The following is a 25,734-nucleotide window of genomic DNA, read 5'->3' as shown; positions in this document are numbered from 1 at the left end:
AGCTCAGCGCTTTCATGGCGCAGGGTCGCGCAGGGTACAAGGTCAGGCGGCGAGGGCGTTTTCGACGATGTGCATGGCGCCTGTGCCGTCACATGCTGCAAGATCGATCCTGCAGGCCGTCCGCAGCCCTTGCGGCATGAGCCCCAGAAACACGGTGGCGCTGTCGAGCAGCCTCTGCTGCTGGCGTCGGCCAAGCGAGGATAGCGCCTGATCCAGGTGCTTCGCGCATTTCACTTCGACGAAAACGAGCGCACCGTCATCGTCCTCAAGGATCAGGTCGATCTCCCCGTGCGGCCCTCTCCAGCGCTCGGCCATCACGTGATAGCCCATCGCCTGATAACGCCGCGCGACGGCTGCTTCCGCCGCCATGCCTTTAACGTGGGAAACTAGGCCCCGGACAGCGCGATCGTGGCTCAGTTCGCTTCTCCCGATTTGAGCCGCAGGGCTCTTTGATAGACATCACGACGAGGCAGGCCAAGGCTGCCTGCCACGGCGTCTGCCGCATCCTTTACCCGCATGGTGGTTAACGCCTCGATAATCGCCGCATCCACGTCAGCTTCCACCGGCGCAGTCTCTTCGGCCGGAGCGAGCAGGACCACGAGCTCTCCCTTCGGCGTGGACGCGCCAAAATGCTCGGCGAGGTCATTGAGGCTGCCAGACCTGACCTCTTCGAACCTCTTCGTGAGCTCGCGACAGACGACGGCGACCCTGTCCGGACCGAGGGCATCGCGCGAATCAGAGAGGCAATCCGCGATCCTGCGCGGTGTCTCGTAGAAAACAGTCGTCTCGCGCGCCCGCGCGAGCTCAGTCAGGAATGCGATGCGCGCCGCTCGGGCCGGGGGCGCAAAACCCCGAAACGAAAACCGGTCCGTCGGCAGGCCCGCCACCGAGAGCGCCATGGTCAGCGCCGAGGGGCCCGGCGCCGCCGTGACCACGACGCCCTTGGCGCGGGCCTCGCTCACGAGGGTGTAGCCCGGATCGGCGATAAGTGGCGTCCCGGCATCCGTCGCGTAGGCGACCGACTGCCCGGACACCATGGCATCGAGGAGCCTTTGCCGATCGCCACTCTTGGAATGATCGTGGAAGGCATGGATCCGGCGACCCTCCAGGGGGATCCCATGAATATTCATGAGTTTCAGGAGCATACGCGTGTCCTCTGCCGCCAGAAGATCGGCGGAGGCCAGCGTATCGAGCGCGCGCAGTGTTATATCGCGGGCATTGCCGATGGGTGTCGAGACCAGATGCAATCCGGGCGCGAGCGTCGTCTTCCGGTAATTCATGACTCGACCCCACCCCCCCGGCGACTATGATGCGGCGCAACGCGGGCGGCGTGGCCTGCACACTACAAAGGGCGATATGATGGTGGCGGGTTTCATGGGAATTGGCAACGCGGCACGGGCATGCTTCGCCCTCCTGACATCTCTCTTCCTGCTGGCATGCGAGCCCATTCCGGTGACGACCGGCCCCATCGGTGGACAGGGGGGCAGCTCAGTCGACGTGGCGCTGCTCGTCCCCTCCGGCTCCGGCACGGCCGAGCTCGACGCAATCGCGGCCAGCCTCGAGCGTGCCGCTCGGCTTGCCGCGGGGGACCTCAACGGTGTCGACGTGAACCTCACGGTTCTCAGCACGCAGCGCAACGCGGCCACGGCCGTCGCGGCGGCGCAGCAAGCCGTGTCAAATGGCGCGGATGTCATCCTTGGACCACTAGACGGGGAAATCGCGGCGGCCGTCGGCCTTGCAGTCCGTGGCTCGAACACGTCGGTTCTGACCTTCTCGAACAACACCGCGATTGCAGGCGGAAACGTCTACCTCCTCGGACAGACATTCGAGGACAGTGCCAGCCGAGTGGCCCGCTTCGCTTCGACCCAAGGGCTGAACAACGTCATGGTGGTGCATGCCCAGACGGTCGCCGGAGACGCCGGGCGTGCGGCGGTGACACAAGCTCTCGTCCGAAATGGCCTCGGGATCGCGGGGACTGAAAGCTACGAGAATACCCTCACCGGCATCTCCTCTGCCGCGAGCCGCATTCGCGGCACGGCAGCGGCCTCCGGGGCGGACGCGATTTTCCTGACGTCAAATACCGCCGGCGCGCTGCCGATCCTCGCGGACCTGCTGCCCGAAGCGGGACTTGCGCCCGACACGATCCAGTATCTGGGGTTGTCGCGCTGGGACCTCGATACCCGGCTCTTCAGCTTGTCGGGCGTACAGGGCGGCTGGTTCTCCATGCCGGACCGCGCCCGCGCCGGGGCATTCTCTAGTCGCTACAGCGCGGCTTACGGCTCGAACCCGCATCCGCTGGCTTTCACCGCCTATGACGGCATCGCGATCATCGGCGCCCTTGTGAACCAAAGCGGCGTGCGCGCGCTCAATGGTGCCGGGCTCACACGCCCCCAGGGTTTCCAGGGCTCCACTGGTATCGTCCGTCTGCGCGCCAACGGGACCAACGAACGCGGCCTCGCCATCGGGTCCATTCAGGGCGGCCAGGTCGTGACGCTCGATGCCGCTCCCCAAGGGTTTGGCGGCGCTGGCCTCTGAGAACGGCACACCACCGTTCCCGGGAGCGGAGCTGGACGCAGCGGACGTCGGGTCTTCAGGGCCCGCCATGGAGGTCGGGCTTTCCGCGCCCGCGCCCGAAGCGCTTGATGTCGCGCAGCTCTCCATGGAGATCATGCAACGCGTGGCTGACATAGGCGACCCCGTGGACCGCCGCCGCGCGATCGTGACGACCATCTCGCCGGCCCTTTCCCGCGCCAGATCCAACATCGCGGACCGCTTCCAAGAGACGCCGCGCCGATCGGGCGAGGCGACCACGGCCTATGCGCGCATCACCGACGAGGTCGTGCGCTTGGCCCATGACATGGCGGCGGCGTATCTCGTCCCAGGGCCAGAGATCCCCGCCGAGGAGAACATGGCGATCCTCGCCGTGGGCGGCTACGGCCGGGGTGAAATGGCACCCTTCTCGGATGTGGACCTACTCTTTTTGACGCCAACGAGCGGGGCGACGCGGGCCGAGGCCGTCGTGGAGCAGATGCTCTACATCCTTTGGGACCTGAAGCTCAAAGTGGGACACGCCACACGGAGCGTGAGGGAGTGCATCCGGTTGGCGCGAGAGGATTATACGATCCGTACGAGCCTCGTGGAGATGCGCGATCTCGGCGGCAACCCGGCCCTCTTCGAAGACCTCCGCAGCAAGCTCTGGACGGACCTCTTTCGCTCCACGGCCCGCGATTTCATCGAGGCCAAGCTCGAAGAGCGGAGCGCGCGACACCGCAAGCAGGGCGGGCAGCGCTACGTTGTCGAGCCCAACGTCAAGGAGGGAAAAGGCGGTCTGCGCGATCTCCAGTCCCTTTTCTGGATCGCAAAATACATCCACGGCGTCAGCAATGCAGCAGACCTCGTTCCGCTCGGCCTGTTCACGAAGGAGGAGTTCGAGACCTTCCTCAAGGCCGAGCAGTTCCTGTGGGCCATCCGTTGCCATCTGCATCTCATTACGGGGCGCGCGGCTGACCAGCTCACCTTCGACTTGCAGGTCGAGGTGGCCGAACGGATGGGCTACGAGGACGGTCGCGGCAGGCGCGGCGTCGAGCGCTTCATGCAGGACTACTTCCGGCAGGCCACGCAGGTGGGAGACCTCACGCGGATCTTCCTGACGGCCCTCGAAGAGGCCCATGTGAAGACCCAACCCGCGCTGCTGAGGCTTTTCCAGCGAACAAAGACGGCCAATCCGCCCTACGCCATCAAGCAGAACAGGCTGACCATCGGCAGGACCGATGATTTTCTGTCCGACAAGCTCAATCTCCTGCGCCTCTTCGAAGAAGCGCTCCGCACCGGCACGCTCATCCATCCCGATGCCATGCGCATCGTCTCCGCGAGCCTGCCCCTGGTGGACGACGCCATGCGGCGCGACCCGGTGGCCTGCCAGATCTTTCTCGATACGCTGCTCAAGCACGGCAATCCGGAGCGGGCGCTCAGGCGCATGAACGAGGTTGGCATGCTCTCGGCATTCGTGCCCGAGTTCGAGCCCATCGTGGCGATGATGCAATTCAACATGTACCACGCCTACACCGTCGACGAGCACACGATCCAATGCATCAAGACCCTCGCCCAGATCGAGCGGGGCGAACTCGAAGAAGATCTGCCGGTGGTGTCCTCGATCCTGAGGTCCGGGCGCGTGAACCGGAAAGTGCTCTACGTGGCGCTGCTCTGCCACGACATCGGGAAGGGCCGGCCCGAAGATCACTCGATCCTCGGCGCGCGGATCGGGCGCGAGGTGGCCACGCGGCTCGGACTGAAGAAGAAGGAGGTGGAAACGGTCGAATGGCTGATCCGCTACCACCTCTTGATGTCGGACATGGCGCAGAAGCGCGACATCGCCGATCCTCGGACGGTGCGGGACTTCGCCAAGGCCGTAAAGACGGTGAAACGGCTGGATCTCCTCACCGTGCTGACGGTGTGTGACATCCGCGGCGTCTCACCCACCACCTGGAACAACTGGAAGGCCGTCCTGATCCGCGCGCTTTACCGGCAGACGAGGCGCGGGCTCGAGGATGGCATGGAGGCGCTCAACCGCGAAAACCGCGGCGCGGAGGCCAAGCGGAACCTCGCAGCCGCGCTTCCGCATTGGTCGGAGACAGAGCTCCGCCGCGAACAGGCACGGCACTATGGCCCCTACTGGCAGGGCCTTCATGTTACGGCGCATGTCGTCTTTGCCGAGCTCCTGAAGGATATCGGCGACGAGGAAGTGCGCGTGGACCTCCAGCCGGACGAGGAGCGCGACGCCACGCGCGTCTGCTTTACGATGGCCGACCATCCTGGGATCTTTGCGCGCATGACTGGCGCGCTGGCCCTGGTGGGCGCGAACGTGGTCGATGCACGGACATTCACGACCAAGGACGGGTTCGCGGTGGCGGCGTTCTGGGTGCAGGACGCCGAGGGCGCGCCCTATGAAGCGTCGCGCCTGAAGCGGCTCGAAGGCATGATCCACAAGACGCTTGGCGGTGTCGTGGTGGCACAGGAGGCGCTGAAGGATCGGGACAAGCTCAAGAAACGCGAGCGTCCCTTCACTGTGCCGACGCATATCACGTTCGATAACGAAGGCTCCGATATCTACACGATCATCGAAGTGGACACGCGGGATCGCCCCGGCCTTCTTCACGATCTGTGCCGGACCCTGGCGGGCGCCAACATCTACATCGCCAGTGCCGTGATCGCGACCTACGGCGAACAGGTCGTCGACAGTTTCTACGTGAAGGACATGTTCGGGCTGAAGCTCCATGCCGAGGGACGCCAGCGCTCGCTCGAGAAGAAGCTTCGCGAGGCGATCGCCCTGGGCGCGGAGCGAGCGCGCGGATGAGGCGCAGACACGGCGCGCGATCTGCACTGCGGATCCTGGCATGTCTCATGGGTCGACGTGGCCATGGCCGCGCGCGCATGAGCCTCCACAATGCTACTGAACCGATGGAAGAGTCTTGCGAAAACTCTTCCGTGCGCGGCGGTGGCGCGCTTCGCGCGCGACCTCGGACGCATCCCGCGGGAGCGCGCCGCCGATGATGCGGGCGCTGGCGACAGTGGGTCTCTGGACCATGCTGAGCCGCGTCCTCGGCTTTGTCCGCGACATCATGATCGCGGCGTTTCTCGGCGCGGGCCCCGTGGCGGAGGCCTTCGTCATTGCCTTCGCGCTTCCGAACATGTTCCGTCGCTTCTTCGCGGAAGGTGCCTTCAACATGGCCTTCATTCCGCTCTTCTCGAAGAAACTCGAGGCAGGGGATGATCCAGACGGCTTCGCACGGGACGCCCTGACGGGGCTGGGGCTCGTTCTCGTCCTCTTCACCCTTGTGGCGATGCTCGCGATGCCCTGGCTCGTGCTTGCCATGGCGTCGGGCTTTGCCGGTGATGAGCGATTTGACCTTGCCGTGACGTTCGGGCGGATCGCCTTTCCCTACATCCTCTTCATCTCTCTTGCGGCGCTGGCATCGGGCGTCCTCAACGCCAACCGGCATTTCGTGGCCGCTGCCGCCGCGCCTGTCCTCCTCAACGCACTCTTCATCGGGGCCCTTCTCCTAGCGGGCGCTCTCGGCTGGCCCGCGGGCCTCACGCTCGCCTGGACGGTGCCGCTCGCCGGCCTTGCGCAGCTTGCCCTGGTTTGGGAGGCGGCGCGGCGCGTGGGATTTAGGCTGCTGCCGCGACGCCCCCGGCTCACACCCGAACTGAAACGCCTCGCGATCATCGCCGCGCCCGCGGCACTGGCTGGCGGGGTCGTGCAGGTCAACCTCCTCGTCGGTCGACAGGTCGCGAGTTATTTCGAAGGTGCGGCGGCATGGCTCTACTACGCTGATCGGCTTTACCAATTGCCGCTCGGCGTCGTCGGCATTGCCATCGGTGTCGTCCTCTTGCCTGACCTCTCGCGGCGGCTTCAAGCCGGGGACGAGGCGGGAAGTCAGCATGCGTTTTCCCGTGCGACGGAGGTGTCCATGGCGCTCACGCTGCCCGCGGCGGTGGCGCTCTTGATCATCCCGCTTCCCCTCATCTCTGTGCTGTTCGAGCGGGGGGCCTTCACGAGAGACGACGCCCTGCCCACGGCGCTTGCCTGTGCGGTTTACGGTGCAGGGCTTCCTGCCTTTGTTTTGCAGAAGGTCCTGCAGCCGCTCTACTTCGCGCGGGAAGATACGCGCAGTCCGTTTCGATTTGCCCTCGTGGCGCTCGGGATAAACGCGGTCCTCGCGATCGGGCTCGCCCCTTTGGTCGGGTTTCTGGCAGCGGCGATCGGTGCGACGCTCGCGGGCTGGGGCATGGCCTGGCTGCTTTGGAGGGGGACCCGGGCCATGGGGCCATCGGCAGCCCTCGATGATCGCGTGAGAGAGCGTATTCCGAGGATCATCATCTCCTCTGCGATCATGGGCGGCGTGCTGCTCGTTGGGGCGTGGCTCTTGGAGGGCGCGCTCGTCCTGCCCGGCTGGCGCTATGTGGCACTCGCCGCGCTGATTTTGGCCGGGGTTCTGAGCTACGCGGCTGCCGCTCAGGCCACCGGGGCGTTTCAGCTTTCGGAGTTGCGCGCAGGGCTCAGGCGCTCAGCGCCGCCTGATCCAACGCAGTAGGCCTCCGGGCGCCATGGCTGCTGCGGTAACGAAACCGATGCCCGCGCCCCCGAGGTCTGCGAGCCACCACGGCGGGCCCGCGAAGATCACGCCGAAGACGAGCTGGAGCGCCGCGAGGACGCCCACCAGCCGAAAGGCCTGCAACTTGTTTTCATTGGCATGCTCGAGGGAGAGAAAAAGGATGAACGTGTAGGCTCCGAGAAGGCCGTATGCGCCGGGGAATGACCCGACAAGGACACCCTGATCCGGAAAGACCGTGCCGTAGAGCACCGCCGCGCCGGCGGCACTGACGAGGTAGATCAGGAGAGCCCGCGCCCCGCCTATGACATCCCCGACGAACTTCCCAAAGGCGAGGATGAACACGCAGGCGAACACGGCACTGACGAAGCTCTGGTTCAGGAAGGCATAGCTCACCACGCGGGCCACGCCGTCAAATGACCATTGGCCCGTTGCTCCCATGAACGCCCACAGTCGCGGCGCAAAACCAAAGTCCGTCACGGCCAAGACACGCCATGCCTCGGCTTGGGGGCCACCGATGATGCCTCGCGTCCCGGCGAGAAAGAGGATCTCGATCCCGATGACCACCGCAGTGAGGGCGAGGATCGCCGGAGGGACATTGTTGACCGGCGAGGGCACGTCTTGAGGATCTGACATGGCGGGTTCCTTGACGGGTCTTCCACCCCGGCTTAAGCGATGCGCCGCAGGCTCACCAGAGGAATGCCCCATGGCAGATTTTACGAAGCGGATCCTATCCGGTGTCCAGCCCTCGGGCGGCCTCACGCTCGGCAATTACCTCGGGATGATCCGGCCCTCGGTCGCGCTGCAGGACAGTGGCGAATTCGAAACGCTCTACTGCATGGTCGATCTCCACGCGATCACGGTCTGGCAGGACCCTGAGAAGCTTCGCCAGCAGACACGGGAGCTCGCAGCGGGCTTCATCGCGTCAGGCATGGACCCGGCGAAATCCACGCTCTTCAACCAGAGCCAAGTGCCCGAGCATACGCAGCTTGGCTGGGTGTTTTCCTGCGTGGCGCGGATGGGATGGATGCAGCGCATGACCCAGTGGAAGGACAAGGCCGGGAAGAACGCGCAGAATGCCTCGCTCGGGCTCTTTGCCTACCCGGCGCTCATGGCCGCCGATATCCTAGTCTACCACGCCACACACGTGCCGGTGGGCGATGATCAAAAGCAGCACCTCGAGCTCACGCGGGACATCGCGATCAAGTTCAACAATGACTTCGGTGTGGATTTCTTCCCGGTGACCGAGCCGCTCATCGGCGATGCGGAGGCGCGGATCATGAGCCTGCGCGACGGGACAAAGAAAATGTCGAAATCCGATCCCTCGGATATGAGCCGGATCAACCTGACCGACGGGCCCGACGAGATCGCCAAGAAATTCCGCAAGGCCAAAACGGACCCCGAGCCTCTCCCTGAGACCGTCGAAGGCCTCGCCGAGCGCCCCGAGGCGCGAAATCTGGTGAACATCTACGCGTCCCTTGCGGGCACGGATGCAGCGGGCGTGCTCGCAGAGTACGGCGCCCAGCAATTCGGCAGCTTCAAACCCGCGCTCGCGGACCTCGCCGTGGAGACGATGGGCCCCATCGGGAAGGAGATGGACCGCCTGATGAGCGACACTGGCGAGATCGATCGGATGCTCGCCAGCGGGGCTGAGCGCGCCCGCGCCATCGCGGAGCCAATTCTTGCCAAGACCTACGACATTCTGGGAATGGTCAGGTAGCGTACGGGAGCTCGTACTGGCCACACCTCGAGAGACAAGGCGCGGTGACAGGTCTGGGAAGACGGGCAGCGCGCCACGGGGTACGCGTTCGACAGCATCAAGTCACGAATCTGATACTTACGCGGACTAGCCTGCGCGCGTGGCAATTGCGGTCACATGTGGGTCCCGTCCCCCTCCCTCCGCGCTCCCATTTCAAAGCGTGCGGGAGCCCGCCCCAAGGCGTCTGCCCCTTAGCCTCAGACGCTGCGCCCCCGCTCTCCCAGCGGGGGCGCTTTTGCTTGCGCGGCCCCCATGCTCCAGCCAGACTGCGCCGCAAGGGAGAGACGACATGCGCAAGTTCCTCGTGGTGCTCGATGACAGCCGCGAATGCCTCAACGCCATGCGTTTCGCGGCCATGCGCGCGGCCAATACCGGTGGTGGAGTCGCCGTCCTCGCCATCATTCCTCCAGACGAGTTCAACCATTGGATCGGCGTGGGCGAGGTGATGCGCGCGGAGGCGCGCGAGAGGATAGAAGCCCATTTCGAGGTCTTCGCGAAATGGATGCGGGACAGGCAGGGCATTGATCCCGAGCTCATCATTCGCGAGGGCGAGGCTGTGCCGGAAATCATGGCCCAAGTCCGGGAAGATGGAGAGATCGGCGTCCTCGTTCTGGGCGCGGGCACTGATTCCGGCGGGCCGGGCCCCCTGGTCACTCAGCTGTCCAAGAACTCCGGCTCGCTCGAAATCCCTGTCACGATTGTCCCCGGAGATATGTCGAAAGAGCGGCTCGAGGCCGTCACCTGAGCGCCAGCGGTTAACCGATCCTTACCGCCACGCGCGTCAGGGGCGAAAGGTTGCTAACCATTAACACTTACACCTTTCCGGCGAGCCAGCACGGAAAGGACGCGCCATGATCCGCTTCATCTACGGTGACCAACTCGACACGTTCCCGAAGCTCAAGCGCAGCATGCACGAAGACCGGGCCTGGCAATTCAAGACGCGGCTCGGATGGGATGTGACCGTCGACGAGAACGGGTGGGAGACGGACGCCTATGACGCGCTCAACCCGCTCTACGTCATCTGGGAGAACCAGGACGGCAGCCATGGCGGTTCGATGCGGCTCCTGCCCACGACCGGGCCAACCATGGTCAATGATCACTTCCTGCACCTCACGGAGGGCGTTCGCGTTGCGTCGCCTCGGGTCTGGGAATGCACGCGCTTTTGCCTTTCGCGCAACGCCTCGCCCCGGACCGCGGCGGCCTTGATGCTCGCGGGCGGCGAGATCCTCGAAGGCTTCGGGCTCCTGTCCTATGTGGGCGTATTCGATGCGCGCATGGTCCGCATCTACTCCCGCATCGGCTCCTCACCGGAAATCCTCGGCTCGGAAGGCAAGGGACGCGAGATGATCGCTGTGGGGCTGTGGCACTTCAACAAGGCCGCACAGGCCCGTGTCGCGCGGCAGGCCGGCGCGAGCCCGACCATGGCGCGCCACTGGTTCAACCGCGCCTTCGGCCATGCCATCGCCCGAGACGTCGCAGCCTAAGGGAAAGCCTCTTCCGCTCTGGTGACGCTTCCCAGAGCCCCCTATGGTCGCGGCCATGACCGCGCTCATGCTCTCCTCAGACCAGGCCGAGGCCCACGACACGATTGCCCAGAGCCTGAGACAGGCGGGGGTCGACCTCGATGAAGGGACACTCCTGCCCCCCCGGGACGGGCAGGAGAGCGTGCTCGCCGTCATCGGGAAAGCTGGATCGGGCAAGACGCTTCTTCTGGCCGAACTCTACAAGGCACTCCATGCCGCCGGCGTCGAGGTCGTGAGCGGGGATTACGAGGGGCGCAAGCGCAAGGACCGCCGGACGCTCGCGATCCTCGCCCCCACCAACAAGGCGGCCTCCGTCTTGCGGATGCGAGGCGTGCCTGCCACGACGATCCACCGCATCCTCTACACGCCAGTCTACGACCCCGAATACGAGCGCATCGCGGACTGGCTTGCCGGCAATGGCGAGAAACCCGACATCGAAGGGCTCACCGAGGAGGCGCTCGCCCGCGCGGCGCGCTTCTACGAGGGCAACAAATCCATGCCTGGCGCGCTCGCGGCTGCGGGCCTGCGGGGATCGGACTTCATCACCGGCTGGAAACGGCGCGAAGACCCACTCGATATCGGCTTCATTGATGAAGCCTCCATGCTCGACACGCGGCAATTCGAAGACCTCAAAGAGATCTTTCCGACGCTCCTGCTTTTCGGGGACCCCGCACAGCTTGCGCCAGTGAACCAGTCGGGCTCCATGGTCTTCGACGGGCTGCCGGAACCGCGCAAGCTCAGCCTCGGGCGCGTCCATCGGCAGGCGGAGGACAATCCGATCCTCGATCTCGCGCACGCGCTCGCCGATCCGGCGCTCGAGTTCCATGAGTTTGAGCAAATGGTTGGCGAAGCTGCCCAGAGAGATGACCGCGTGGTGTTCGCCCAGCGGGTGGAAGCCGATATGATGGCGCGCTCGCCCGTGCTCGTGTGGCGCAACCAAACCCGCATCCGCCTCATTCAGGCCTTTCGCGGCGCCTACGGTGCCCCGGAAGACGACCTCATCGCGGGTGAGCCGCTCATTTGCGACGGCATCGAGCTCCCCATGAAGCATCGCAAGAAGAGGCTCGACCTCGAGGCGCGGGGGCTGATCAAGGGCGCGCAGGTCATCTACATGGGCCCGGGGCGGAGACCCGGCTTCTCCCGCCTTCACGTCGTTGGAGCGCAGGATCCTCAGGTCAACGCCGCCAGCATCGTGAAGATCGAGAAACCTGACGAGGAGGAGCCCTTCATCCCCTTCGCGGCCCGGATGGGCGCCACGTTTCTCCATGGTGCCGCGGTCACGATCCACAAGGCACAGGGCAGCCAGTGGGACGACGTACAGGTCTTTGCCCCCGACATCTTCGTGGCCGCGAGGATGGGGCGCATGGAGGCGGGAACGCAGCTTTGGAAGCGGCTGGCCTACGTTGCCATAACACGCGCATCGGAGCGCCTGCACTGGGTGGTGCGGAACAGGCTGGCCAAACCCACCGGACCGCTGGCGGTAGATGATCTCACTCCAGCCTCGGTCCCGCTTGAGCTCACGGAAGGCGAGGCATGAAGACAATCCTCATCACGGGCGCCAGTCAGGGCATCGGCGCTGCAACGGCAGAGGTCTTTCTCGACGCGGGTTGGCATGTGGGCCTGCTAGCCAGGCGCCGCGAGCCGCTCGAGGCCATGGCCGAGGGCCGCGCGGCAACGGTCCTGCCCGCCGATGTGACGAACGAAGTACAGGTCGACACGGCTGTCGCCACGCTCGTCGCCCGCACCGGCCGCCTGGACGCGCTCTTCAACAATGCGGGCATGTTCGGTCCGCAGACCACCATCGATGAGGTGAGCTTTGACGCCTGGCGGGAGGTGGTGGATGTGAACCTGCACGGCATGTTCCTCGCGGCCCGTGCGGCCTTTCGCCAGATGCGTACACAATCCCCCCAGGGCGGGCGCATCATCAATAACGGTTCGATCTCCGCGCATACGCCCCGTGAAGGCTCGGTGGCCTACACGACGACGAAGCACGCGATTACCGGCCTGACGAAGACGCTTTCACTCGATGGACGCGACTTCGACATCGCCTGCGGGCAAATCGATATCGGCAACGCGCGGACGCCCATGGTCGAGGAGCTGGATGCCCGCCGCGAGGCCAAGGGACTGTCGAAAGTCCCTTCGATGCACGTGATGGAGGCCGCGCGCGCCGTGCTGCACATGGCGGAGCTGCCTCCGGAAGCGAATGTCCAGTTCATGACCGTGATGGCCACCAAGATGCCGTTCATCGGCCGAGGGTGAAACGGCGCTTTCAGGCAGCTTCACGCGGTTTCCATCCCTTGAGGATTCCTCAGCTTCGGACGAGGCGGAACGCGGCGGAGGCGAGCCACCCTGCGGCGATGGCGATGACGAGGGACATGATCCCATAAACCAATGGCTGGTCATGGGCCAAGTTGTAGAGAAAGCGCTCGAGACCCACTTTCTCGACCGCGATCGTCGTCTCGAACGTGCTGACCACCTCGCGATTGCGGGTGAGGAAAATGCGCACGGCATAGTCCCCTTCCACGAGGTTCGCCGGGAGGCCCACGGAGGCGCGCAGGAGGGTCTCCTCGAGGACCGTCACCCCGCTCTCATCGCGATTGTAGGTGCCCTCGGATTCCCTGATGCGGATCAGTGCCTCCCGAAAATCTGTCGGGTTGTCCACCTGTCCGGCTGCACCGACCAGCCGGATCGCACGGGCCTTTGAGATACCATGGCGCAGATCCTCCGTATGGCTCAGCACGTCAAAAAGCGGTGCGGAAGATGCGATCGCGTAGAAAGAAGGCGCGGCGTCCACCTCGACCTCTGCCATGTTCACCCAGATCCCGGCCACGCGGTCCTTGCGTCTCACCGTCACTGGCTCTGAGGGCCCGGAAACGGTGACGACAGCCTCGAGGGGGAAGGTCACGTCGACCGACCCGCCACGGCGTACCGCGCCGAAGATCAGGATCTCGGAGCCGGTGAACGTGGTCGTGATCGCAACTTGCTTCTGGCTCAGATCGGCAACGATATCCTCCTGGGCCAGCGCCGAACCAGCCCAGAGGAGAAGGAGGCAGAGGGCGCGGATCAATGCCCGCCCTCCCCGATGGAGTAGAGTTCATCGGGCATCAGAAGCAGGTCCATTGCCAAGCGTCCACAGACGAGGAGGACCATCCCGGCAAGGAGGATGCGCAGCTGTTCAGCCTTGAGCCGCGCGCCGATCATCGTACCGAACTGTGCTCCGATGACGCCCCCCACGAGGAGAAGCACGGCAAGCACCACGTCCACCGTGAAATTGGTGGTTGCATGCAAAAGCGTCGTGAAACCGGTGACGAAAATGATCTGAAAGAGCGAGGTGCCCACGACGACCTTCGTGGGCATGCCAAGCAGGTAGATCATGGCCGGGACCATGATGAAGCCGCCTCCGACCCCCATGATCGCCGCGAGAATACCGACAACAAGCCCGACGAGTAGCGGTGGGATCACCGAGATGTAAAGGCCAGACACCCGAAAGCGCATCTTGAACGGGAGCGCGTGAATGAGCCCGTGCTTCTTTCGCACCGGACGCGCCGCTGGCTGGCGCGCGCGGCGGATGGCATTGAGGCTCTCCACGAACATGAGCGACCCGACGACACCGAGGAAGACGACATAGCTGAGCCGCACGAGGAGATCGACCTGCCCCAAGGCACGCAGCGTGTTGAAGATGACCACGCCCACGGCCGCCCCGACAAGGCCGCCGACGAGGAGGACAGTCCCCATCTTGAGATCCACAGATCTGCGCCTCAGATGCGCGAGGACGCCTGAAAAGGACGACGCCACGATCTGATTGGCCTCGGTGGCGACGGCAACAGCCGGGGGGATCCCGATGAAGAAGAGCAGCGGGGTCATGAGGAACCCGCCGCCCACGCCAAACATTCCCGAGAGCACGCCCACCGCGCCGCCCAACCCCAGGAGGAGAAAAGCGTTCACCGACACCTCGGCGATGGGGAGGTAAATCTGCATAGGTGATGTCTCGAGCGACTTTTCCCATGCATGACACGGGTCTAGGGCGCGCGTCCACTCTCTGCTGCGATGCGGCGGGGCTCAGCGCTCCTTCACGTAGGGCTGCCCGCCTGCCCGCGGTGGGATGGCCTTGCCCACGAAGCCCGCGAGGATCACCACCGTCAGGATGTAGGGCAGCGCGTCCATGAACTCGACGGGGACCACAAAGAGGCCGAGATCGAGATTCTGGAAGCGCAGTGCGATCGCCTGGAGGAAGCCGAAGAGCAGGCAGGCATAGAGCGCGTACCATGGCCGCCACTTGGCGAAGATAAGCGCGGCAAGTGCGATGTAGCCGCGCCCTGCCGTCATCTCTTTCACAAAGCCAGCCTGAAGGGATGTCGCGAGATAGGCGCCCGCTATGCCGCAAAGGACACCGCAAATCGCGACCGCCGCGAACCGCAGTCCCACCACCGAGACGCCCGCGGTGTCGACGGCTGCCGGGTTCTCTCCCACCGCGCGCAGTCGCAGGCCGAAGCGGGTCCGGAACAGGACGTACCAAGAGATCGGCACCATCGCCAAGGCGAGGTAGACAATCGCGGTGTGACCGGAGACGAGCTCGGAATAGACAGGCCCCACGACCGGTACGGGAATGATGGCCTCAGCGAATGGCCATTCCCAAGGAGAAAAGCGCCCTGCCCCAGAAAGCGACGGCGTCCTGCCGCCTTGGGAGAACCAGGCTTGCGCGATCAGGACGGTGAGCCCGGAGGCCAAGAAGTTGATCGCGACCCCCGAGATCAACTGGTTGCCGCGGAAGGTGATCGAGGCGAGCCCGTGGATCGCGCTGAGTGCCATGGACGCCGCGACGCCCGCCAGCAAGCCCAGCCATACGGAGCCCGTGACGAAGGCCACCGCCGCGCTAAGAAACGCGGCGGCCAACATCTTGCCCTCGAGGCCAATGTCGAAAATGCCAGCCCGCTCGGAATAAAGACCCGCGAGGCACGCTAGCAGAAGCGGCGTGGCAAGACGGATCGTGGAGTCGAGGATCTGGAGAAGCGTCGCGAAATCCATGGGCTTACTCCGCCGGCGTGGTGGCTTTGGGCGGTGCGGTCTGGCGGCGCCGGTTGAAGAGGGCCTCGACGGGCATCCGCACCATGTTGTCGAGCGCACCGGTGAAGAGGATCACGAGCGCTTGGATCACGATGATGAGTTCCGTGGGGATCGACGTCCAGAAGGCCAGCTCTGCGCCGCCCTGGACTAGGAAGCCGAAGAGGAGACCTGCGAGGAGGATGCCAAGGGGATGTGACCGCCCCATGAGCGCAACGGCGATCCCGATGAACCCGGCATTCTGCACCGAGTTGTTCACGAGGCGCTCCGCCTCACCCATCACGGTGTTGACGGCCATGAGCCCGGCCAGCCCGCCCGAGATGAGCATCGTTATCATGATGATCTTGGTCGGGGAAATACCGGCATAGCGCCCGGCTGGCTCTGATTTTCCGTAGGCACGGATTTCGAAGCCGAGGGGCGTGCGCCACAAGAGAAGCCAGACACCGTAGGCGGCAAGAAGCGCGAGAAAGAGCGACACATTGGCGGGCGCGCGTTCGAATGCCTCGACGCCCACGAGGGCCGCGATGTCTTCGAGGGTCGGAAGGTGGGCACCTTCGGGGAAGCGCGCCGAGGAGCTTTCCATTTGGCCCACGGGCTTTAGGCCGTTGTTCAGCAGATAGATGATGAGCGCGAAGGCGATGTAATTGAACATGATCGTCGTGATGACGATGTGACTGCCACGCTTTGCCTGTAGGTACGCGGGGATCAGGGCCCAACCCGCGCCGAAAAGCGCGCCACCCGCGATGGCCGCCGGGAGCGCGAGTGTCCAATGGGGCCAAGGCAAGGCAAGGCACACGAGCGCAACACCGAGGCCGCCGAGCGTGGCCTGGCCTTCGCCGCCGATGTTGAACAGCGAGGCGTGGAACGCGACGGCCACGGCGAGGCCCGTGAAGATGAAGTTGGTCGCGTAATAGAGGGTGTAGGACCACCCGTTGGATGACCCGAGCGCCCCGTCGATCATGTAGCCCAAGGCTTCTATGGGGTTTTCGCCGATCCCGAGGATCACCAGCGCCGAAAGGACGGCTGCAAGCAGGAGCGAGATGAGGGGCACGAGCAAAACATCTGCCCAGCGCGGCATCCTATCCATGGAAGTTACCTCTCTGCGGGCAAGGGTCTCTGCGCGCCTCAGTGGCGCTCTGCATTGGGGCGTTCACGGCCGTCACGCCGCTGCCTCGGGGACAACGCCGGCCATGAGGAGGCCGAGCTCGCCCTCATCGGTCTGGTCAGGCATCCGTTCCCCCATGATCTTGCCGTCGAACATGACCGCGATCCGGTCAGACAGGCTCAGAATCTCGTCGAGCTCCACGGACACGAGCAGGATCGCCTTTCCCTGGTCACGCAGGGCAACGATCTGCTGGTGGATGAACTCGATGGCGCCGATATCCACGCCGCGCGTGGGCTGGCCGATGAGGAGGAGGTCAGGGTTCCGCTCGATCTCTCTCGCGAGCACGATTTTCTGCTGGTTCCCACCTGAGAAGTTCTTGGCGGCAAGCTTTGGGTTGGGCGGCCTGACGTCGAAGCGCTCCATTTTTTCCGCCGTGTCGCTGCGGATACCGGCATTGTCCGTGAAGAGACCGCGCGTATAGCGCCCATCCTTGTGGTAGCCGAAAGCCGTGTTTTCCCAGGCCATGAAATCCATGATCAGGCCCTCGCGCTGGCGATCCTCGGGCACATGCGCAATGCCTCTCGCGCGGCGCGATTGCCCGTCAGACTTTGCTCCCGTGAGGTCAATTTCCTCATTGTTCATGACGATCTGGCCCGTGGCGGCGCGGTAGCCGCCGAGCACTTCGAGAAGCTCCGACTGCCCGTTTCCAGCCACTCCAGCGAGACCCAGAATTTCCCCAGCGCGGACGTCGAAGCTGATGCCCTTGACCCGCTCCACGCCCTTGTCATCCGAGACGCGCAGGCCTTGCACCTTCAGGACGGCGGCACCGGGCCTCGCGGGTCTCTTGTCGACGCGGAGCAGAACCTTCCGGCCCACCATGAGCTCCGCGAGCTCGGTGGGAGAGGTCTCCAACGTCTTTACCGTCGCCGTCATCTCTCCCCGCCGCATCACGCTCACGGTGTCGGTGATATCCATGATCTCGCGCAGCTTGTGCGTGATGAGGATGATTGTCTTTCCCTCCTCGCGCAGCCGGCCAAGAATACGGAAGAGCTGGTCCGCCTCGGCAGGTGTGAGGACGCCCGTGGGCTCGTCGAGGATGAGGATGTCCGCCTGTCGGTAGAGCGCCTTCAGGATCTCGATCCGCTGCTGATAGCCCACGGAGAGGTTTTCCACCTTGGCATCCGGATCAACGTTGAGCCCGTAGTCATCGGCGAGCTCTTTCAAGAGCTTGCGCGCCTTGGCGAGCGACGGCTTGAGGAGACCGCCATCTTCCGCTCCGAGGATGATATTCTCGAGGACCGTGAAGTTCTCCACGAGCTTGAAGTGCTGGAAGACCATCCCGATGCCCGCTGCAATGGCTGCTTGGCTATCTGGGATCAGCGTCTTCTGACCGCGGATGAAAATCTCCCCCGCGTCGGCCTTGTAGAAGCCGTAGAGGATCGACATCAGCGTGGATTTCCCCGCGCCGTTTTCGCCGATGATCCCGTGGATCGTGCCCGGCTGCACTGAAATGGAGATATCCTTGTTGGCCTGTACCGGGCCGAACGCCTTTGAGATGCCCTGCAGCTCGATGGCTGGAGCGGTCATGGGGTGTCCTCCGTGCCGTCAAAGCCCACGAGCCGCGTCACCCGGCCGTCCTCGTCGGCTTCGATGAAGTATTGTACGGTTGCCAACGGCGCACGCGCGCGCGACAGGGCGACCGTGGCGCGGGTAAATCCATGGACCTCGGTCGCGCCGATCACGCGAACCTCGGCATCGGGTACATTCTCGTTGAAGACTTTCAAAAACTCGAGAAACGCATCGGCGCCGGTGAAGCTCATGGGAGCGTGGGCATCTGCGTAGACGATATCTTCGCTCACAAGTGGGCGTACGAGGGCTTCCCGATCCTCTTCGTTGGGCGTCGCCCATGCACTGAAGAGCTCGGAGAGAGAAAGTTTCACCGCGTCGATCCTAGAAAGTGCATGGCGCGCGCGAGATGCCCGCGCGCGCCTTTGAGTTGGCCCTGATTAGAAGGACAGCGCCGGGCAGGTCTCGTCGGACGTGTAGTCGTGCACCATCACGTCCCCGGAGACGATGGAAGCCTTGGCCGCTTCCACGGTCGCGACCATGTCCTCGGAGATCAGCTCCGCGTTGAACTCGTCGAGGGCATAGCCCACGCCGTCATTGGCCAGACCCTGCACCTGGAAACCGGTCTCGAGGCCCGGGCCGTCGGAGAACGCGGTGTAGACGGCGTTGTCCACGCGCTTGAGCATGGAGGTCAGCACTTCGCCGGGATGCAGGTAGTTCTGGTTGCTGTCGACACCGATGGAGAGGATGTCCTCGTCCGCAGCGGTCTGAAGCACGCCCACGCCGGTGCCGCCTGCCGCGGCATAGACCACGTCTGCACCCTGGGAAATCTGCGCCAGCGTCAGCTCGGAGCCTTTCACGGGATCGTTCCAGGCCGCGGGCGTCGTGCCCGTCATGTTGGCAATGATCGTCGCATCGGGGTTCACGGCCTTCACGCCCTGCGCATAGCCACACGCGAACTTACGGATGAGCGGGATGTCCATGCCCCCGATGAAGCCCACGGTGTCCGACTCGGAAGCCATGGCTGCGAGCATGCCGACGAGGTAGGAGCCTTCGTGCTCGTTGAAGACCACCGAGCGCACGTTGGGTGCGTCAACGACCATGTCGATGATGACGAAGGAGGTATCCGGGTAGTCCGGAGCCACTTCACCGAGCGCACCGCCAAAGGCGAAGCCGGCCATGACGATCGGGTTGGAACCGGCCTCTGCGAAGCGGCGAAGCGCCTGCTCACGCTGGGCCTCGTTCTGAAGCTCCACTTCGCGGAACTCGCCACCGTTCTCCTCGGCCCAGCGCGTTGCACCATTGAACGCGGCCTCGTTGAAGGATTTGTCGAACTTGCCGCCGAGATCGAAGATGATGGCCGGCTCTGCCGCCAGTGCGGATGCAGAGATAGCAAGCGCGGCGGCGCCGCCGAGCAGTTTGGTGAATGCAGTCATTCTATTTCCCCTGTTGGATGGGCGCGCAGCAGCGCGCACCTCTGGATCTTATGATCTGGCGGAAAGTTCAGCGTAGGGAGCGCGGGGCGTCAACCGGTTTCTCGCGTCACTTGGCGGGCGCGGCGGAGATTTGTTCAGCTTTTGAGCGGCTTCTCGAAGAGCTGGGCGTCGTGTCCGGTGCCGCGGCCGTAGTATTCGGCGCGTCTCCCGGTCTCCTTGAAGCCCCGTCTACGATAGAATGCGACGGCCGCGGTATTCGCCTCCATGACCTCGAGAAAGAGGCGCTTCACACCCCGAGCCACGAGGGCCTGCTCCAGCGCAGCCAAAAGCGCCCCACCATGCCCCGCGCGCCGTGCTTCGGGCAGAACGGCGATGAGAAGGAGCTCAGCTTCATCGAGTATCGTCCGCGCAAGCGCATACCCGTTTTGGCTGTCCACGACTGTCATCGAGGGGTCGGTGAGGGCTTCTTCAAAGTCGGCCTCTCGCCAGCCATGCGCACCGGCATGTCCGAAGGCCCGCGAGTGGAGCGCGTCCAGGGAGGCGGCGTCAGTCAATCAGCACCGGCGGCGCATCGCGCGGCGGGGCGGCGTCCGCGGGCTTTACGTAAAGCGGTGCGGGTCGGTCCAGCTGAGCTTCGCGGGAAAGCTTGAGCGCTCCATGGTCGAGGAGGCGTGTTGCGAGGTCAGGCAGAGGCGTTGCGCGTTCCTCTCCTTCGCCATTGAGGCGCGCCGCGATCTCCGGTGCTCGGTAGCCCAGCACGGAGAGACCACCTCGCTGGAATTGGCGCGGTGGCGCGTGGGGCTCGAACATCTCCGGCGGTCCGTCCGGCTGACCCTGCTGGAACATCTGGCCATAGGCGGCGCCGCGCGGAGCCGGCAACACGCGAAGCTCGACGCCCCTGCTACCGGCGCCCTCCTCGGCTCTCCCGAGGCATTCGAAGGCTGATACGCCGACCGCTGGAATGCCGAGCCCGAGTGAAAGCCCCCGGGCAGCAGAAACAGCGATGCGAATGCCCGTGAAATTCCCGGGGCCCACGCCGACAACTATTGCGCCGAGGTCTTTCCAGACCATCCCGGCATCCGAGAGACGCTGCTCCAGAAACGGGAGCAGCGCTTCCCCCTGCCCGCGGGCCATATCCACGTGATGCTGGCTCAAGACCTTCTGCCCCACGCCGACCGCCGCCACCAGATGGGGGCCGGCGCAATCGAAGGCGATGACGGGCTCTTGGAACGTGCCCACCGGCGCGATCAAACGGCGACCGGGCGCACCTCGGCCACTTCAGGAATGTAGTGCCGCAGAAGGTTCTCGATGCCCATTTTCAACGTGAGCGTGGAGGACGGGCAGCCCGCGCAGGCCCCTTGCATATGCAGGTAAACCACGCCCCGGTCGAAGCCGTGGAACGTGATGTCGCCACCGTCCTGCGCCACGGCAGGGCGCACGCGCGTGTCCAGCAGCTCCTTGATCTGGCCGACGACATGCGCGTCTTCACCGTCGAAATCGGCATGGCCGGACGAGGTGTCCAGCTCCCCCGCCATGACCGGATCGCCGGAGCTGAAATGCTCCATGACCGCGCCGAGGATGGCAGGCTTGATATCATCCCAGTCGGCATCGTCAGCCTTCGTCACCGACGCAAAATCGTACCCCAGAAAGACATTGGTCACGCCCGCGACCTTGAAGACACGGGCTGCCAGCGGAGATGCCTCCGCCGCTTCTGCCGATGGGAAATCCGCCGTCCCTGCTTCGAGCACGGTCTGCCCCGGCAGGAACTTCACAGTGGACGGATTCGGCGTGGCTTCGGTTTGGATGAACATTCCTTGCCTCCTTGGGCTCTGCTCCAAATATGCGAAGTCGGCACTGAAGGGTCAAGGTGTTTAGAACTATTCTAAAGAGCGGTGCGTCAGGCGCGCGGTCTCCACGCCATGCGCATGTAGACACCGCCGGACCTGAGCTCCTCCAGCATCTGTTCGAGCCGTTTCTGCTTGGTGTCGCGCCGCTGCGCTCGATTGATCCAGCCGAGATAGTCATTTCGCTGATACCAAGGCCGCTCATCGTAGCGCTCTCGGAGGCCATGCGCCTCCAGCGCCGCGGACACGAAGTCCGGCATGGGCTGCGCAGGGCGTTTCATCTGGTCGCGAGCCTCCAAGGCGCCTCCACCGACCCGCGCAGTATATCACACGACGATGTATCCTTGTTGCATTGCGCGCGCGACGGCATGGGTCGTGTTCATCGCGCCAAGTTTGAAGCGGGCACTTTCGATGTAGACGCGCAGGGTATGCTCCGAGATCGACAGGCATTCGGCGACCTGGGCGCGACTGTATCCCACGGCGAGCAGCGTCATGGCATCGACCTCGCGCGGGGACAGGCCTTTCCTCGGACCCTTTTCAGCGATGCCTTCAAACTCGAGCGCTTTCTGATTGAAGATGTGGGCGACCAGAATGAGCTCGCGCCTGTGCGCCTCGCAAAACGCCTCCCATTCCGCGTCGCTGCATCTGTGGTTGACCGTGAAGAGTGCAAATTGCCCGTTCGGGCCGCGGATCGGGATCGAGAAGCCCTGGTTTCCGACCCCGTGGTCGATGGCATCGAGGAAGAAGGCGCGCGCCGCTTTCGTCGTCCAGTCTAGCCGCTTCCAATCGACGGGGTGGAAGCGTGCATAGCATCCGACCACGACCGGATCGACGCGCAGGTAGTCCTTCTCAAGATACCGCGCCCGCCACGCCTCCGAATACGTGCCGCAGCCGTACTGCTCCCCTTTCGAGGAAACCCAATGATAGATGATATGATCGACGGCGTAGTACGCCCTGAGCGCGGTCGCGCGCTCCTGGAGATCCTCAAGTGTCTGAGCGGTCTCCAGCTTTTCGATAAAGCGTTGTCTGAGTTGCTCCATCCCTGTCACGAACCACCTCTAGGCGGCCTCCCCTTGCCAAGCGAGAGATATCGGAATGGGCAACGACGATCGCCTTCTCCAGCTGCCGTCCCAACGCGGGCATATTGTTGCGCTCCGCGAAGGCCTGGAGATCGTCCAAGACGTCAATCATCCACTTCGTATCCACGGAACAACCTCATTAAGGAAAGTTAACAGACAGTTAATACAACCCTAGCCTGTATGATGTTTTCTCACCATTCGCGGTTTTTCCCTCCCCAGATCTGGCGAGGGAGGCGCGCGCAAGGCTCTGACGTATGTCGGAAGACATGAAAAAGCCGCCGGCAGGGTACCGGCGGCTTTCGCGCTACGGATGAATCTCTCAGTGGGTCCCGTGTGCCAGGACGTCCTCGAGGGTGCGGAGGCCGGTGACCGGGGCCTGAACGAGGACCGACATGTTGCCGGGCTTGTGCTCGTTGCGCAGCATCTTCATGTGCGCCTCGGGGATCTCCGCCCACGGAAACACCTCGGACATGCAGGGATCGAGGCGCCGCTCGACCATCAGCTTGTTGGCCGCGCTCGCTTGCTTGAGATGCGCGAAATGCGAGCCCTGCAGGCGCTTCTGGTGCATCCACATGTAGCGGACGTCGAAGGTGCAATTGAAGCCGGTGGTGCCCGCGCAGATGACAACCATGCCGCCCTTCTTGCAGACGAAGGTAGACACCGGGAACGTGCTCTCGCCGGGGTGCTCGAACACCATGTCGACGTTCTGCCCCTTGCCCGTGATGTCCCAGATGGCCTTGCCGAACTTCCGCGCTTCCTTGAACCACTCCGCGTATTCGGGCGTGTTCACGGTGGGCAATTGGCCCCAGCAGTTGAAGTCTTTCCGATTGAGGACGCCCTTCGCGCCCAAACCCATCACGAAATCGCGCTTCGATTCGTCCGAGATCACGCCGATTGCATTGGCGCCGGCCGTGTTGATGAGCTGAATGGCGTAGGACCCGAGGCCGCCCGATGCGCCCCAGACCAGAACGTTCTGGCCGGGCTTCAGATCATGCGGCTCGTGTCCAAAGAGCATCCGGTAGGCTGTGGCGAGGGTCAGTGTGTAGCAGGCCGCTTCCTCCCAGGTGAGATGCTTTGGGCGCGGCATCAGCTGCTGTGCCTGGACATTGGTGAATTGCGCGAAGGAGCCGTCCGGCGTTTCGTATCCCCAGATGCGCTGGGAGGTGGAGTACATCGGATCGCCGCCGTTGCACTCCTCATCATCGCCGTCATCTTGGTTGCAGTGGATCACGACCTCGTCGCCCACTTTCCAGCGCTTCACCTTGTCACCAACGGCCCACACGATGCCCGAAGCATCGGAGCCCGCGATGTGGTAAGGCGCGCCATGCCCATCGAAAGGAGAGATGGGCTGACCGAGACCCGCCCAGACACCGTTGTAGTTCACGCCCGCCGCCATCACGAGCACCAGCACTTCGTTGGAGTCGAGTACGGGCACGTCCACGACCTCCACTTCGAAGGCCTTGTCCGGCTCTCCGTGGCGCTCCCGGCGGATGGTCCACGCATACATTTGCTTTGGCACGAAACCCATCGGAGGCATTTCGCCCACTTCATAGAGATCCTTCTCCGGGGCCTCGTAGGTGAAGACCGTCGTCTCTTGGGCGTCGAGTGCCATGGCGTCTCTCCTCGTCAATCTCGCTGCGGCGCAGAATCATGGGCCGTGGCAGAGGATTTAGCGCTCGCGGCGCAACATAGCAACACCAGAAAGATCAGTATTGAAATTTTATTGCGCAGCGCCTGCTTCCACGTCATCCGGCGCAAACTGCTCCACCGACGCCGCGTAGTATTCGAGAAGCGCCGCGTCGATAACGGCGACCTTTCCCTTATCGCCGCTCACATCCACGGCCTCGCGCAGCGCGAGGTTTCTCAGCCCCACCTCGACAGCATAGGACACCGAGCTCCTCGGCAGGTGGATATGAGCGTCCTGCGCACGCCTCACGAGGGCCGCGGCGTAGTGTTCGACGGACGTCCGATCCGAGGCACCGCTGAGAAGCGCGCGGGCCACGAGCGGCACCGGCAGGACGGGAATGACGGCCCTGATGCGCGACATGAGTTCGCCTGCCACAGCTTCGGTCGAGACTTGCCCTAGCGACATGAGCGAGAGCGGCTGGCCAAAGCTCACCGCCGCGTACCCGAAACGGAAAAAACGGCCTGTGATCCGCAGCCAGAACTGCTTGAGCGCGAAACCAGCCACCACGGAGATCCGGGCCCGGAAGCGTCGATCACCCGACGCGCCCGCCGCCATGAGAATGCGGTCCTCGAGGACGCGATCATAATTGAGGGCAACGGGCACGAAGACGACGTCACGCCCGGAGGCCGCAGCCCCTTCCATCACGTAATTCAGGAGCCCCATCTTCGGCGGCGCTGTCCGCCCGTCAAGGCTCAGTCCGCCTTCCGGAAAAATCGCCTGCGTCACACCATTCGCCGTGGCCATCCTGACGTAGCGCGCCAGAACCTTGCGATAGAGCGGCGAGCGGGATTTTCGGCGGATGAAATAGGCGCCCATCGTCCGAATGAGCCGTGAGAGGGGCCAGACCCGCGCCCACTCGCCGACGGCATAGCTTAACGCCGAGCGCTCCGAGGCGAGGTAGGTCACGAGGACATAGTCCATGTTGGACCGGTGGTTCATGACAAAGACGACGGTCGCGTCCGGGCTCACTTCACTCAAGGCCTGGTCATAGTGGGCGAGGCGCACCCGGTAGAGGGCCCGGCTCAGCCATTTTGCCCCGCGCGTCCCGATGCGAAAGTAGGCGGAGGCCGAGAAGGACGGCACGATCTCCTGCGCGAAGGCGCGGGCTTCTTCGAAAGCCACGTCTTCCCTGACCCCGGTTTCAGCGGCGTGCTCCACAACGGCCTGCGCCACCTCGGGATCGTAGATGAGCCGCTGGATGGTGTCGTAGCGCCGCGCGAGCTTGAACGGCTCGATCGGTCTCTCGAGCCGCTTGTTGACCTCTTCGACGACGCGCTCCGCCCGGCGGCGGAAGAACCAGCGCACGCTTGGGAAGAGAAAGTGCGACGCGAAGGTGACCACCGCAAAAAGAAGGATCAGGACAAAAAGCCAAAGCGGCAGGGAGACGGTTTGAAACATCGCCTGAAGACTCTGCCCAAAATTTGGACGCGCTGTCTACGCCGCTCTGCAGTCTCCACTCTGCGGTCTCATGGGGCGGCTTCATGCGCGCCCAGAGCATAGCAAGCGCGATTGGCATCTTGAGGCGCACCGGTGGCATCAGCCCCATGCCGACACTTTAGGTC

Annotated in this window: 25 protein-coding genes; 8 read left to right on the top strand and 17 right to left on the bottom strand. The window is 64.1% G+C overall.

The annotated features are described in order from the left end of the window. Nucleotides 1-42: 42 nt before the first annotated feature. Both AAFM92_16255 and rsmI read right to left on the bottom strand, forming a co-directional pair. Nucleotides 43-369 carry a YraN family protein gene (locus AAFM92_16255; GenBank protein ID MEL7301931.1) on the bottom strand — a complete coding sequence of 109 codons (327 nt, stop codon included), beginning with the start codon at nt 367-369 and terminating at the stop codon, nt 43-45. Between the two features lie 44 nt (nt 370-413). Continuing rightward, complete coding sequence (gene rsmI, locus AAFM92_16250) at nt 414-1,280, bottom strand: 16S rRNA (cytidine(1402)-2'-O)-methyltransferase (protein MEL7301930.1); 867 nt, start codon at nt 1,278-1,280, stop codon at nt 414-416. Between the two features lie 94 nt (nt 1,281-1,374). Between rsmI and AAFM92_16245 the strand changes: the two genes are divergently transcribed. The 3 genes from AAFM92_16245 (at nt 1,375) to murJ (ending at nt 7,094) form a co-directional block, all read left to right on the top strand. Continuing rightward, nucleotides 1,375-2,535 (top strand): penicillin-binding protein activator, encoded by a 1,161-nt coding sequence (locus tag AAFM92_16245; protein MEL7301929.1) that lies wholly within the window; start codon nt 1,375-1,377, stop codon nt 2,533-2,535. A gap of 67 nt (nt 2,536-2,602) precedes the next feature. Continuing rightward, a complete protein-coding gene (locus AAFM92_16240) occupies nt 2,603-5,353 on the top strand; it encodes a [protein-PII] uridylyltransferase (protein MEL7301928.1) in 2,751 nt (916 codons plus the stop codon). Between the two features lie 193 nt (nt 5,354-5,546). After that, nucleotides 5,547-7,094 carry a murein biosynthesis integral membrane protein MurJ gene (murJ, locus tag AAFM92_16235; protein ID MEL7301927.1) on the top strand — a complete coding sequence of 516 codons (1,548 nt, stop codon included), beginning with the start codon at nt 5,547-5,549 and terminating at the stop codon, nt 7,092-7,094. Here the strand turns inward: murJ and AAFM92_16230 are convergent. Next, nucleotides 7,068-7,748: a rhomboid family intramembrane serine protease gene (locus AAFM92_16230; protein ID MEL7301926.1), complete on the bottom strand. Its 681-nt coding sequence runs from the start codon at nt 7,746-7,748 to the stop codon at nt 7,068-7,070. The two genes, murJ and AAFM92_16230, sit on opposite strands and share 27 nt — an antisense overlap. Nucleotides 7,749-7,818: 70 nt before the next feature. On the opposite strand from AAFM92_16230, the gene trpS reads away from it, so the two are divergent. The 5 genes from trpS to AAFM92_16205 all read left to right on the top strand — a co-directional run bounded on the left by trpS (nt 7,819) and on the right by AAFM92_16205 (nt 12,653). Then, nucleotides 7,819-8,832 (top strand): tryptophan--tRNA ligase, encoded by a 1,014-nt coding sequence (gene trpS / locus AAFM92_16225; GenBank protein MEL7301925.1) that lies wholly within the window; start codon nt 7,819-7,821, stop codon nt 8,830-8,832. A 328-nt stretch (nt 8,833-9,160) separates the two neighbouring features. Beyond that, nucleotides 9,161-9,616, top strand: a complete 456-nt coding sequence (locus tag AAFM92_16220) for a universal stress protein (GenBank protein ID MEL7301924.1) — start codon at nt 9,161-9,163, stop codon at nt 9,614-9,616. A gap of 106 nt (nt 9,617-9,722) precedes the next feature. After that, on the top strand, nt 9,723-10,355 hold the full coding sequence (locus tag AAFM92_16215; protein ID MEL7301923.1) for an acyl-homoserine-lactone synthase: 633 nt from the start codon (nt 9,723-9,725) through the stop codon (nt 10,353-10,355). Nucleotides 10,356-10,410: 55 nt separating this feature from the next. Beyond that, complete coding sequence (locus tag AAFM92_16210; GenBank protein ID MEL7301922.1) at nt 10,411-11,931, top strand: AAA family ATPase; 1,521 nt, start codon at nt 10,411-10,413, stop codon at nt 11,929-11,931. After that, nucleotides 11,928-12,653 carry an SDR family oxidoreductase gene (locus AAFM92_16205; GenBank protein ID MEL7301921.1) on the top strand — a complete coding sequence of 242 codons (726 nt, stop codon included), beginning with the start codon at nt 11,928-11,930 and terminating at the stop codon, nt 12,651-12,653. The genes AAFM92_16210 and AAFM92_16205 overlap by 4 nt, the downstream gene beginning before the upstream one ends. A gap of 49 nt (nt 12,654-12,702) precedes the next feature. Here AAFM92_16205 and AAFM92_16200 read toward each other — a convergent pair whose 3' ends face one another. The 14 genes from AAFM92_16200 to AAFM92_16135 all read right to left on the bottom strand — a co-directional run bounded on the left by AAFM92_16200 (nt 12,703) and on the right by AAFM92_16135 (nt 25,570). Next, nucleotides 12,703-13,461 carry a TIGR02186 family protein gene (locus AAFM92_16200; protein MEL7301920.1) on the bottom strand — a complete coding sequence of 253 codons (759 nt, stop codon included), beginning with the start codon at nt 13,459-13,461 and terminating at the stop codon, nt 12,703-12,705. After that, nucleotides 13,458-14,372 carry a sulfite exporter TauE/SafE family protein gene (locus AAFM92_16195; GenBank protein ID MEL7301919.1) on the bottom strand — a complete coding sequence of 305 codons (915 nt, stop codon included), beginning with the start codon at nt 14,370-14,372 and terminating at the stop codon, nt 13,458-13,460. Before AAFM92_16195 ends, AAFM92_16200 begins: the two co-directional genes overlap by 4 nt. Before the next feature lie 81 nt (nt 14,373-14,453). Further along, nucleotides 14,454-15,419, bottom strand: coding sequence for an ABC transporter permease (locus AAFM92_16190; protein MEL7301918.1), 966 nt, complete (start codon nt 15,417-15,419; stop codon nt 14,454-14,456). A gap of 4 nt (nt 15,420-15,423) precedes the next feature. Beyond that, complete coding sequence (locus AAFM92_16185; protein MEL7301917.1) at nt 15,424-16,542, bottom strand: ABC transporter permease; 1,119 nt, start codon at nt 16,540-16,542, stop codon at nt 15,424-15,426. Nucleotides 16,543-16,614: 72 nt separating this feature from the next. Further along, nucleotides 16,615-18,147: an ABC transporter ATP-binding protein gene (locus tag AAFM92_16180; protein MEL7301916.1), complete on the bottom strand. Its 1,533-nt coding sequence runs from the start codon at nt 18,145-18,147 to the stop codon at nt 16,615-16,617. After that, on the bottom strand, nt 18,144-18,500 hold the full coding sequence (locus AAFM92_16175) for a hypothetical protein (GenBank protein MEL7301915.1): 357 nt from the start codon (nt 18,498-18,500) through the stop codon (nt 18,144-18,146). The genes AAFM92_16180 and AAFM92_16175 overlap by 4 nt, the downstream gene beginning before the upstream one ends. 66 nt (nt 18,501-18,566) lie before the next feature. Further along, nucleotides 18,567-19,562, bottom strand: coding sequence for a BMP family ABC transporter substrate-binding protein (locus tag AAFM92_16170; protein MEL7301914.1), 996 nt, complete (start codon nt 19,560-19,562; stop codon nt 18,567-18,569). Between the two features lie 134 nt (nt 19,563-19,696). Then, the gene (locus AAFM92_16165) at nt 19,697-20,116 is read right to left on the bottom strand and encodes a GNAT family N-acetyltransferase (GenBank protein MEL7301913.1); all 420 of its coding nucleotides are present in this window, start codon (nt 20,114-20,116) and stop codon (nt 19,697-19,699) included. Further along, complete coding sequence (tsaB, locus tag AAFM92_16160; protein MEL7301912.1) at nt 20,109-20,801, bottom strand: tRNA (adenosine(37)-N6)-threonylcarbamoyltransferase complex dimerization subunit type 1 TsaB; 693 nt, start codon at nt 20,799-20,801, stop codon at nt 20,109-20,111. The genes AAFM92_16165 and tsaB overlap by 8 nt, the downstream gene beginning before the upstream one ends. A gap of 8 nt (nt 20,802-20,809) precedes the next feature. Beyond that, a complete protein-coding gene (locus AAFM92_16155) occupies nt 20,810-21,373 on the bottom strand; it encodes a NifU family protein (protein MEL7301911.1) in 564 nt (187 codons plus the stop codon). Between the two features lie 86 nt (nt 21,374-21,459). Continuing rightward, complete coding sequence (locus tag AAFM92_16150; protein MEL7301910.1) at nt 21,460-21,687, bottom strand: YdeI/OmpD-associated family protein; 228 nt, start codon at nt 21,685-21,687, stop codon at nt 21,460-21,462. A 45-nt stretch (nt 21,688-21,732) separates the two neighbouring features. Further along, on the bottom strand, nt 21,733-22,446 hold the full coding sequence (locus AAFM92_16145) for an autoinducer binding domain-containing protein (GenBank protein ID MEL7301909.1): 714 nt from the start codon (nt 22,444-22,446) through the stop codon (nt 21,733-21,735). A 358-nt stretch (nt 22,447-22,804) separates the two neighbouring features. Continuing rightward, the gene (gene ccrA / locus AAFM92_16140; GenBank protein MEL7301908.1) at nt 22,805-24,097 is read right to left on the bottom strand and encodes a crotonyl-CoA carboxylase/reductase; all 1,293 of its coding nucleotides are present in this window, start codon (nt 24,095-24,097) and stop codon (nt 22,805-22,807) included. Between the two features lie 108 nt (nt 24,098-24,205). Further along, a complete protein-coding gene (locus AAFM92_16135; protein ID MEL7301907.1) occupies nt 24,206-25,570 on the bottom strand; it encodes a 1-acyl-sn-glycerol-3-phosphate acyltransferase in 1,365 nt (454 codons plus the stop codon). Nucleotides 25,571-25,734: the final 164 nt, after the last annotated feature.

This window comes from Pseudomonadota bacterium (assembly GCA_038533575.1).
GTDB lineage: Bacteria > Pseudomonadota > Alphaproteobacteria > Rhodobacterales > Rhodobacteraceae > Shimia_B.
The sequence above is the reverse complement of the archived record's forward strand: the minus strand, read 5'-3'. Positions and strand labels throughout refer to the sequence as shown.

Excerpts from the sequence above, each read along its gene's own strand:
- AAFM92_16255 (MEL7301931.1), bottom strand. The coding sequence starts at position 369 with ATGGCGGCGGAAGCAGCCGTCGCGCGGCGTTATCAGGCGATGGGCTAT.
- rsmI (MEL7301930.1), bottom strand. The coding sequence starts at position 1,280 with ATGAATTACCGGAAGACGACGCTCGCGCCCGGATTGCATCTGGTCTCG.
- AAFM92_16245 (MEL7301929.1), top strand. The coding sequence starts at position 1,375 with ATGGGAATTGGCAACGCGGCACGGGCATGCTTCGCCCTCCTGACATCT.
- AAFM92_16240 (MEL7301928.1), top strand. The coding sequence starts at position 2,603 with ATGGAGGTCGGGCTTTCCGCGCCCGCGCCCGAAGCGCTTGATGTCGCG.
- murJ (MEL7301927.1), top strand. The coding sequence starts at position 5,547 with ATGATGCGGGCGCTGGCGACAGTGGGTCTCTGGACCATGCTGAGCCGC.
- AAFM92_16230 (MEL7301926.1), bottom strand. The coding sequence starts at position 7,748 with ATGTCAGATCCTCAAGACGTGCCCTCGCCGGTCAACAATGTCCCTCCG.
- trpS (MEL7301925.1), top strand. The coding sequence starts at position 7,819 with ATGGCAGATTTTACGAAGCGGATCCTATCCGGTGTCCAGCCCTCGGGC.
- AAFM92_16220 (MEL7301924.1), top strand. The coding sequence starts at position 9,161 with ATGCGCAAGTTCCTCGTGGTGCTCGATGACAGCCGCGAATGCCTCAAC.
- AAFM92_16215 (MEL7301923.1), top strand. The coding sequence starts at position 9,723 with ATGATCCGCTTCATCTACGGTGACCAACTCGACACGTTCCCGAAGCTC.
- AAFM92_16210 (MEL7301922.1), top strand. The coding sequence starts at position 10,411 with ATGACCGCGCTCATGCTCTCCTCAGACCAGGCCGAGGCCCACGACACG.
- AAFM92_16205 (MEL7301921.1), top strand. The coding sequence starts at position 11,928 with ATGAAGACAATCCTCATCACGGGCGCCAGTCAGGGCATCGGCGCTGCA.
- AAFM92_16195 (MEL7301919.1), bottom strand. The coding sequence starts at position 14,372 with ATGCAGATTTACCTCCCCATCGCCGAGGTGTCGGTGAACGCTTTTCTC.
- AAFM92_16190 (MEL7301918.1), bottom strand. The coding sequence starts at position 15,419 with ATGGATTTCGCGACGCTTCTCCAGATCCTCGACTCCACGATCCGTCTT.
- AAFM92_16185 (MEL7301917.1), bottom strand. The coding sequence starts at position 16,542 with ATGGATAGGATGCCGCGCTGGGCAGATGTTTTGCTCGTGCCCCTCATC.
- AAFM92_16180 (MEL7301916.1), bottom strand. The coding sequence starts at position 18,147 with ATGACCGCTCCAGCCATCGAGCTGCAGGGCATCTCAAAGGCGTTCGGC.
- AAFM92_16170 (MEL7301914.1), bottom strand. The coding sequence starts at position 19,562 with ATGACTGCATTCACCAAACTGCTCGGCGGCGCCGCCGCGCTTGCTATC.
- AAFM92_16155 (MEL7301911.1), bottom strand. The coding sequence starts at position 21,373 with ATGTTCATCCAAACCGAAGCCACGCCGAATCCGTCCACTGTGAAGTTC.
- AAFM92_16150 (MEL7301910.1), bottom strand. The coding sequence starts at position 21,687 with ATGAAACGCCCTGCGCAGCCCATGCCGGACTTCGTGTCCGCGGCGCTG.
- AAFM92_16145 (MEL7301909.1), bottom strand. The coding sequence starts at position 22,446 with ATGGAGCAACTCAGACAACGCTTTATCGAAAAGCTGGAGACCGCTCAG.
- ccrA (MEL7301908.1), bottom strand. The coding sequence starts at position 24,097 with ATGGCACTCGACGCCCAAGAGACGACGGTCTTCACCTACGAGGCCCCG.
- AAFM92_16135 (MEL7301907.1), bottom strand. The coding sequence starts at position 25,570 with ATGTTTCAAACCGTCTCCCTGCCGCTTTGGCTTTTTGTCCTGATCCTT.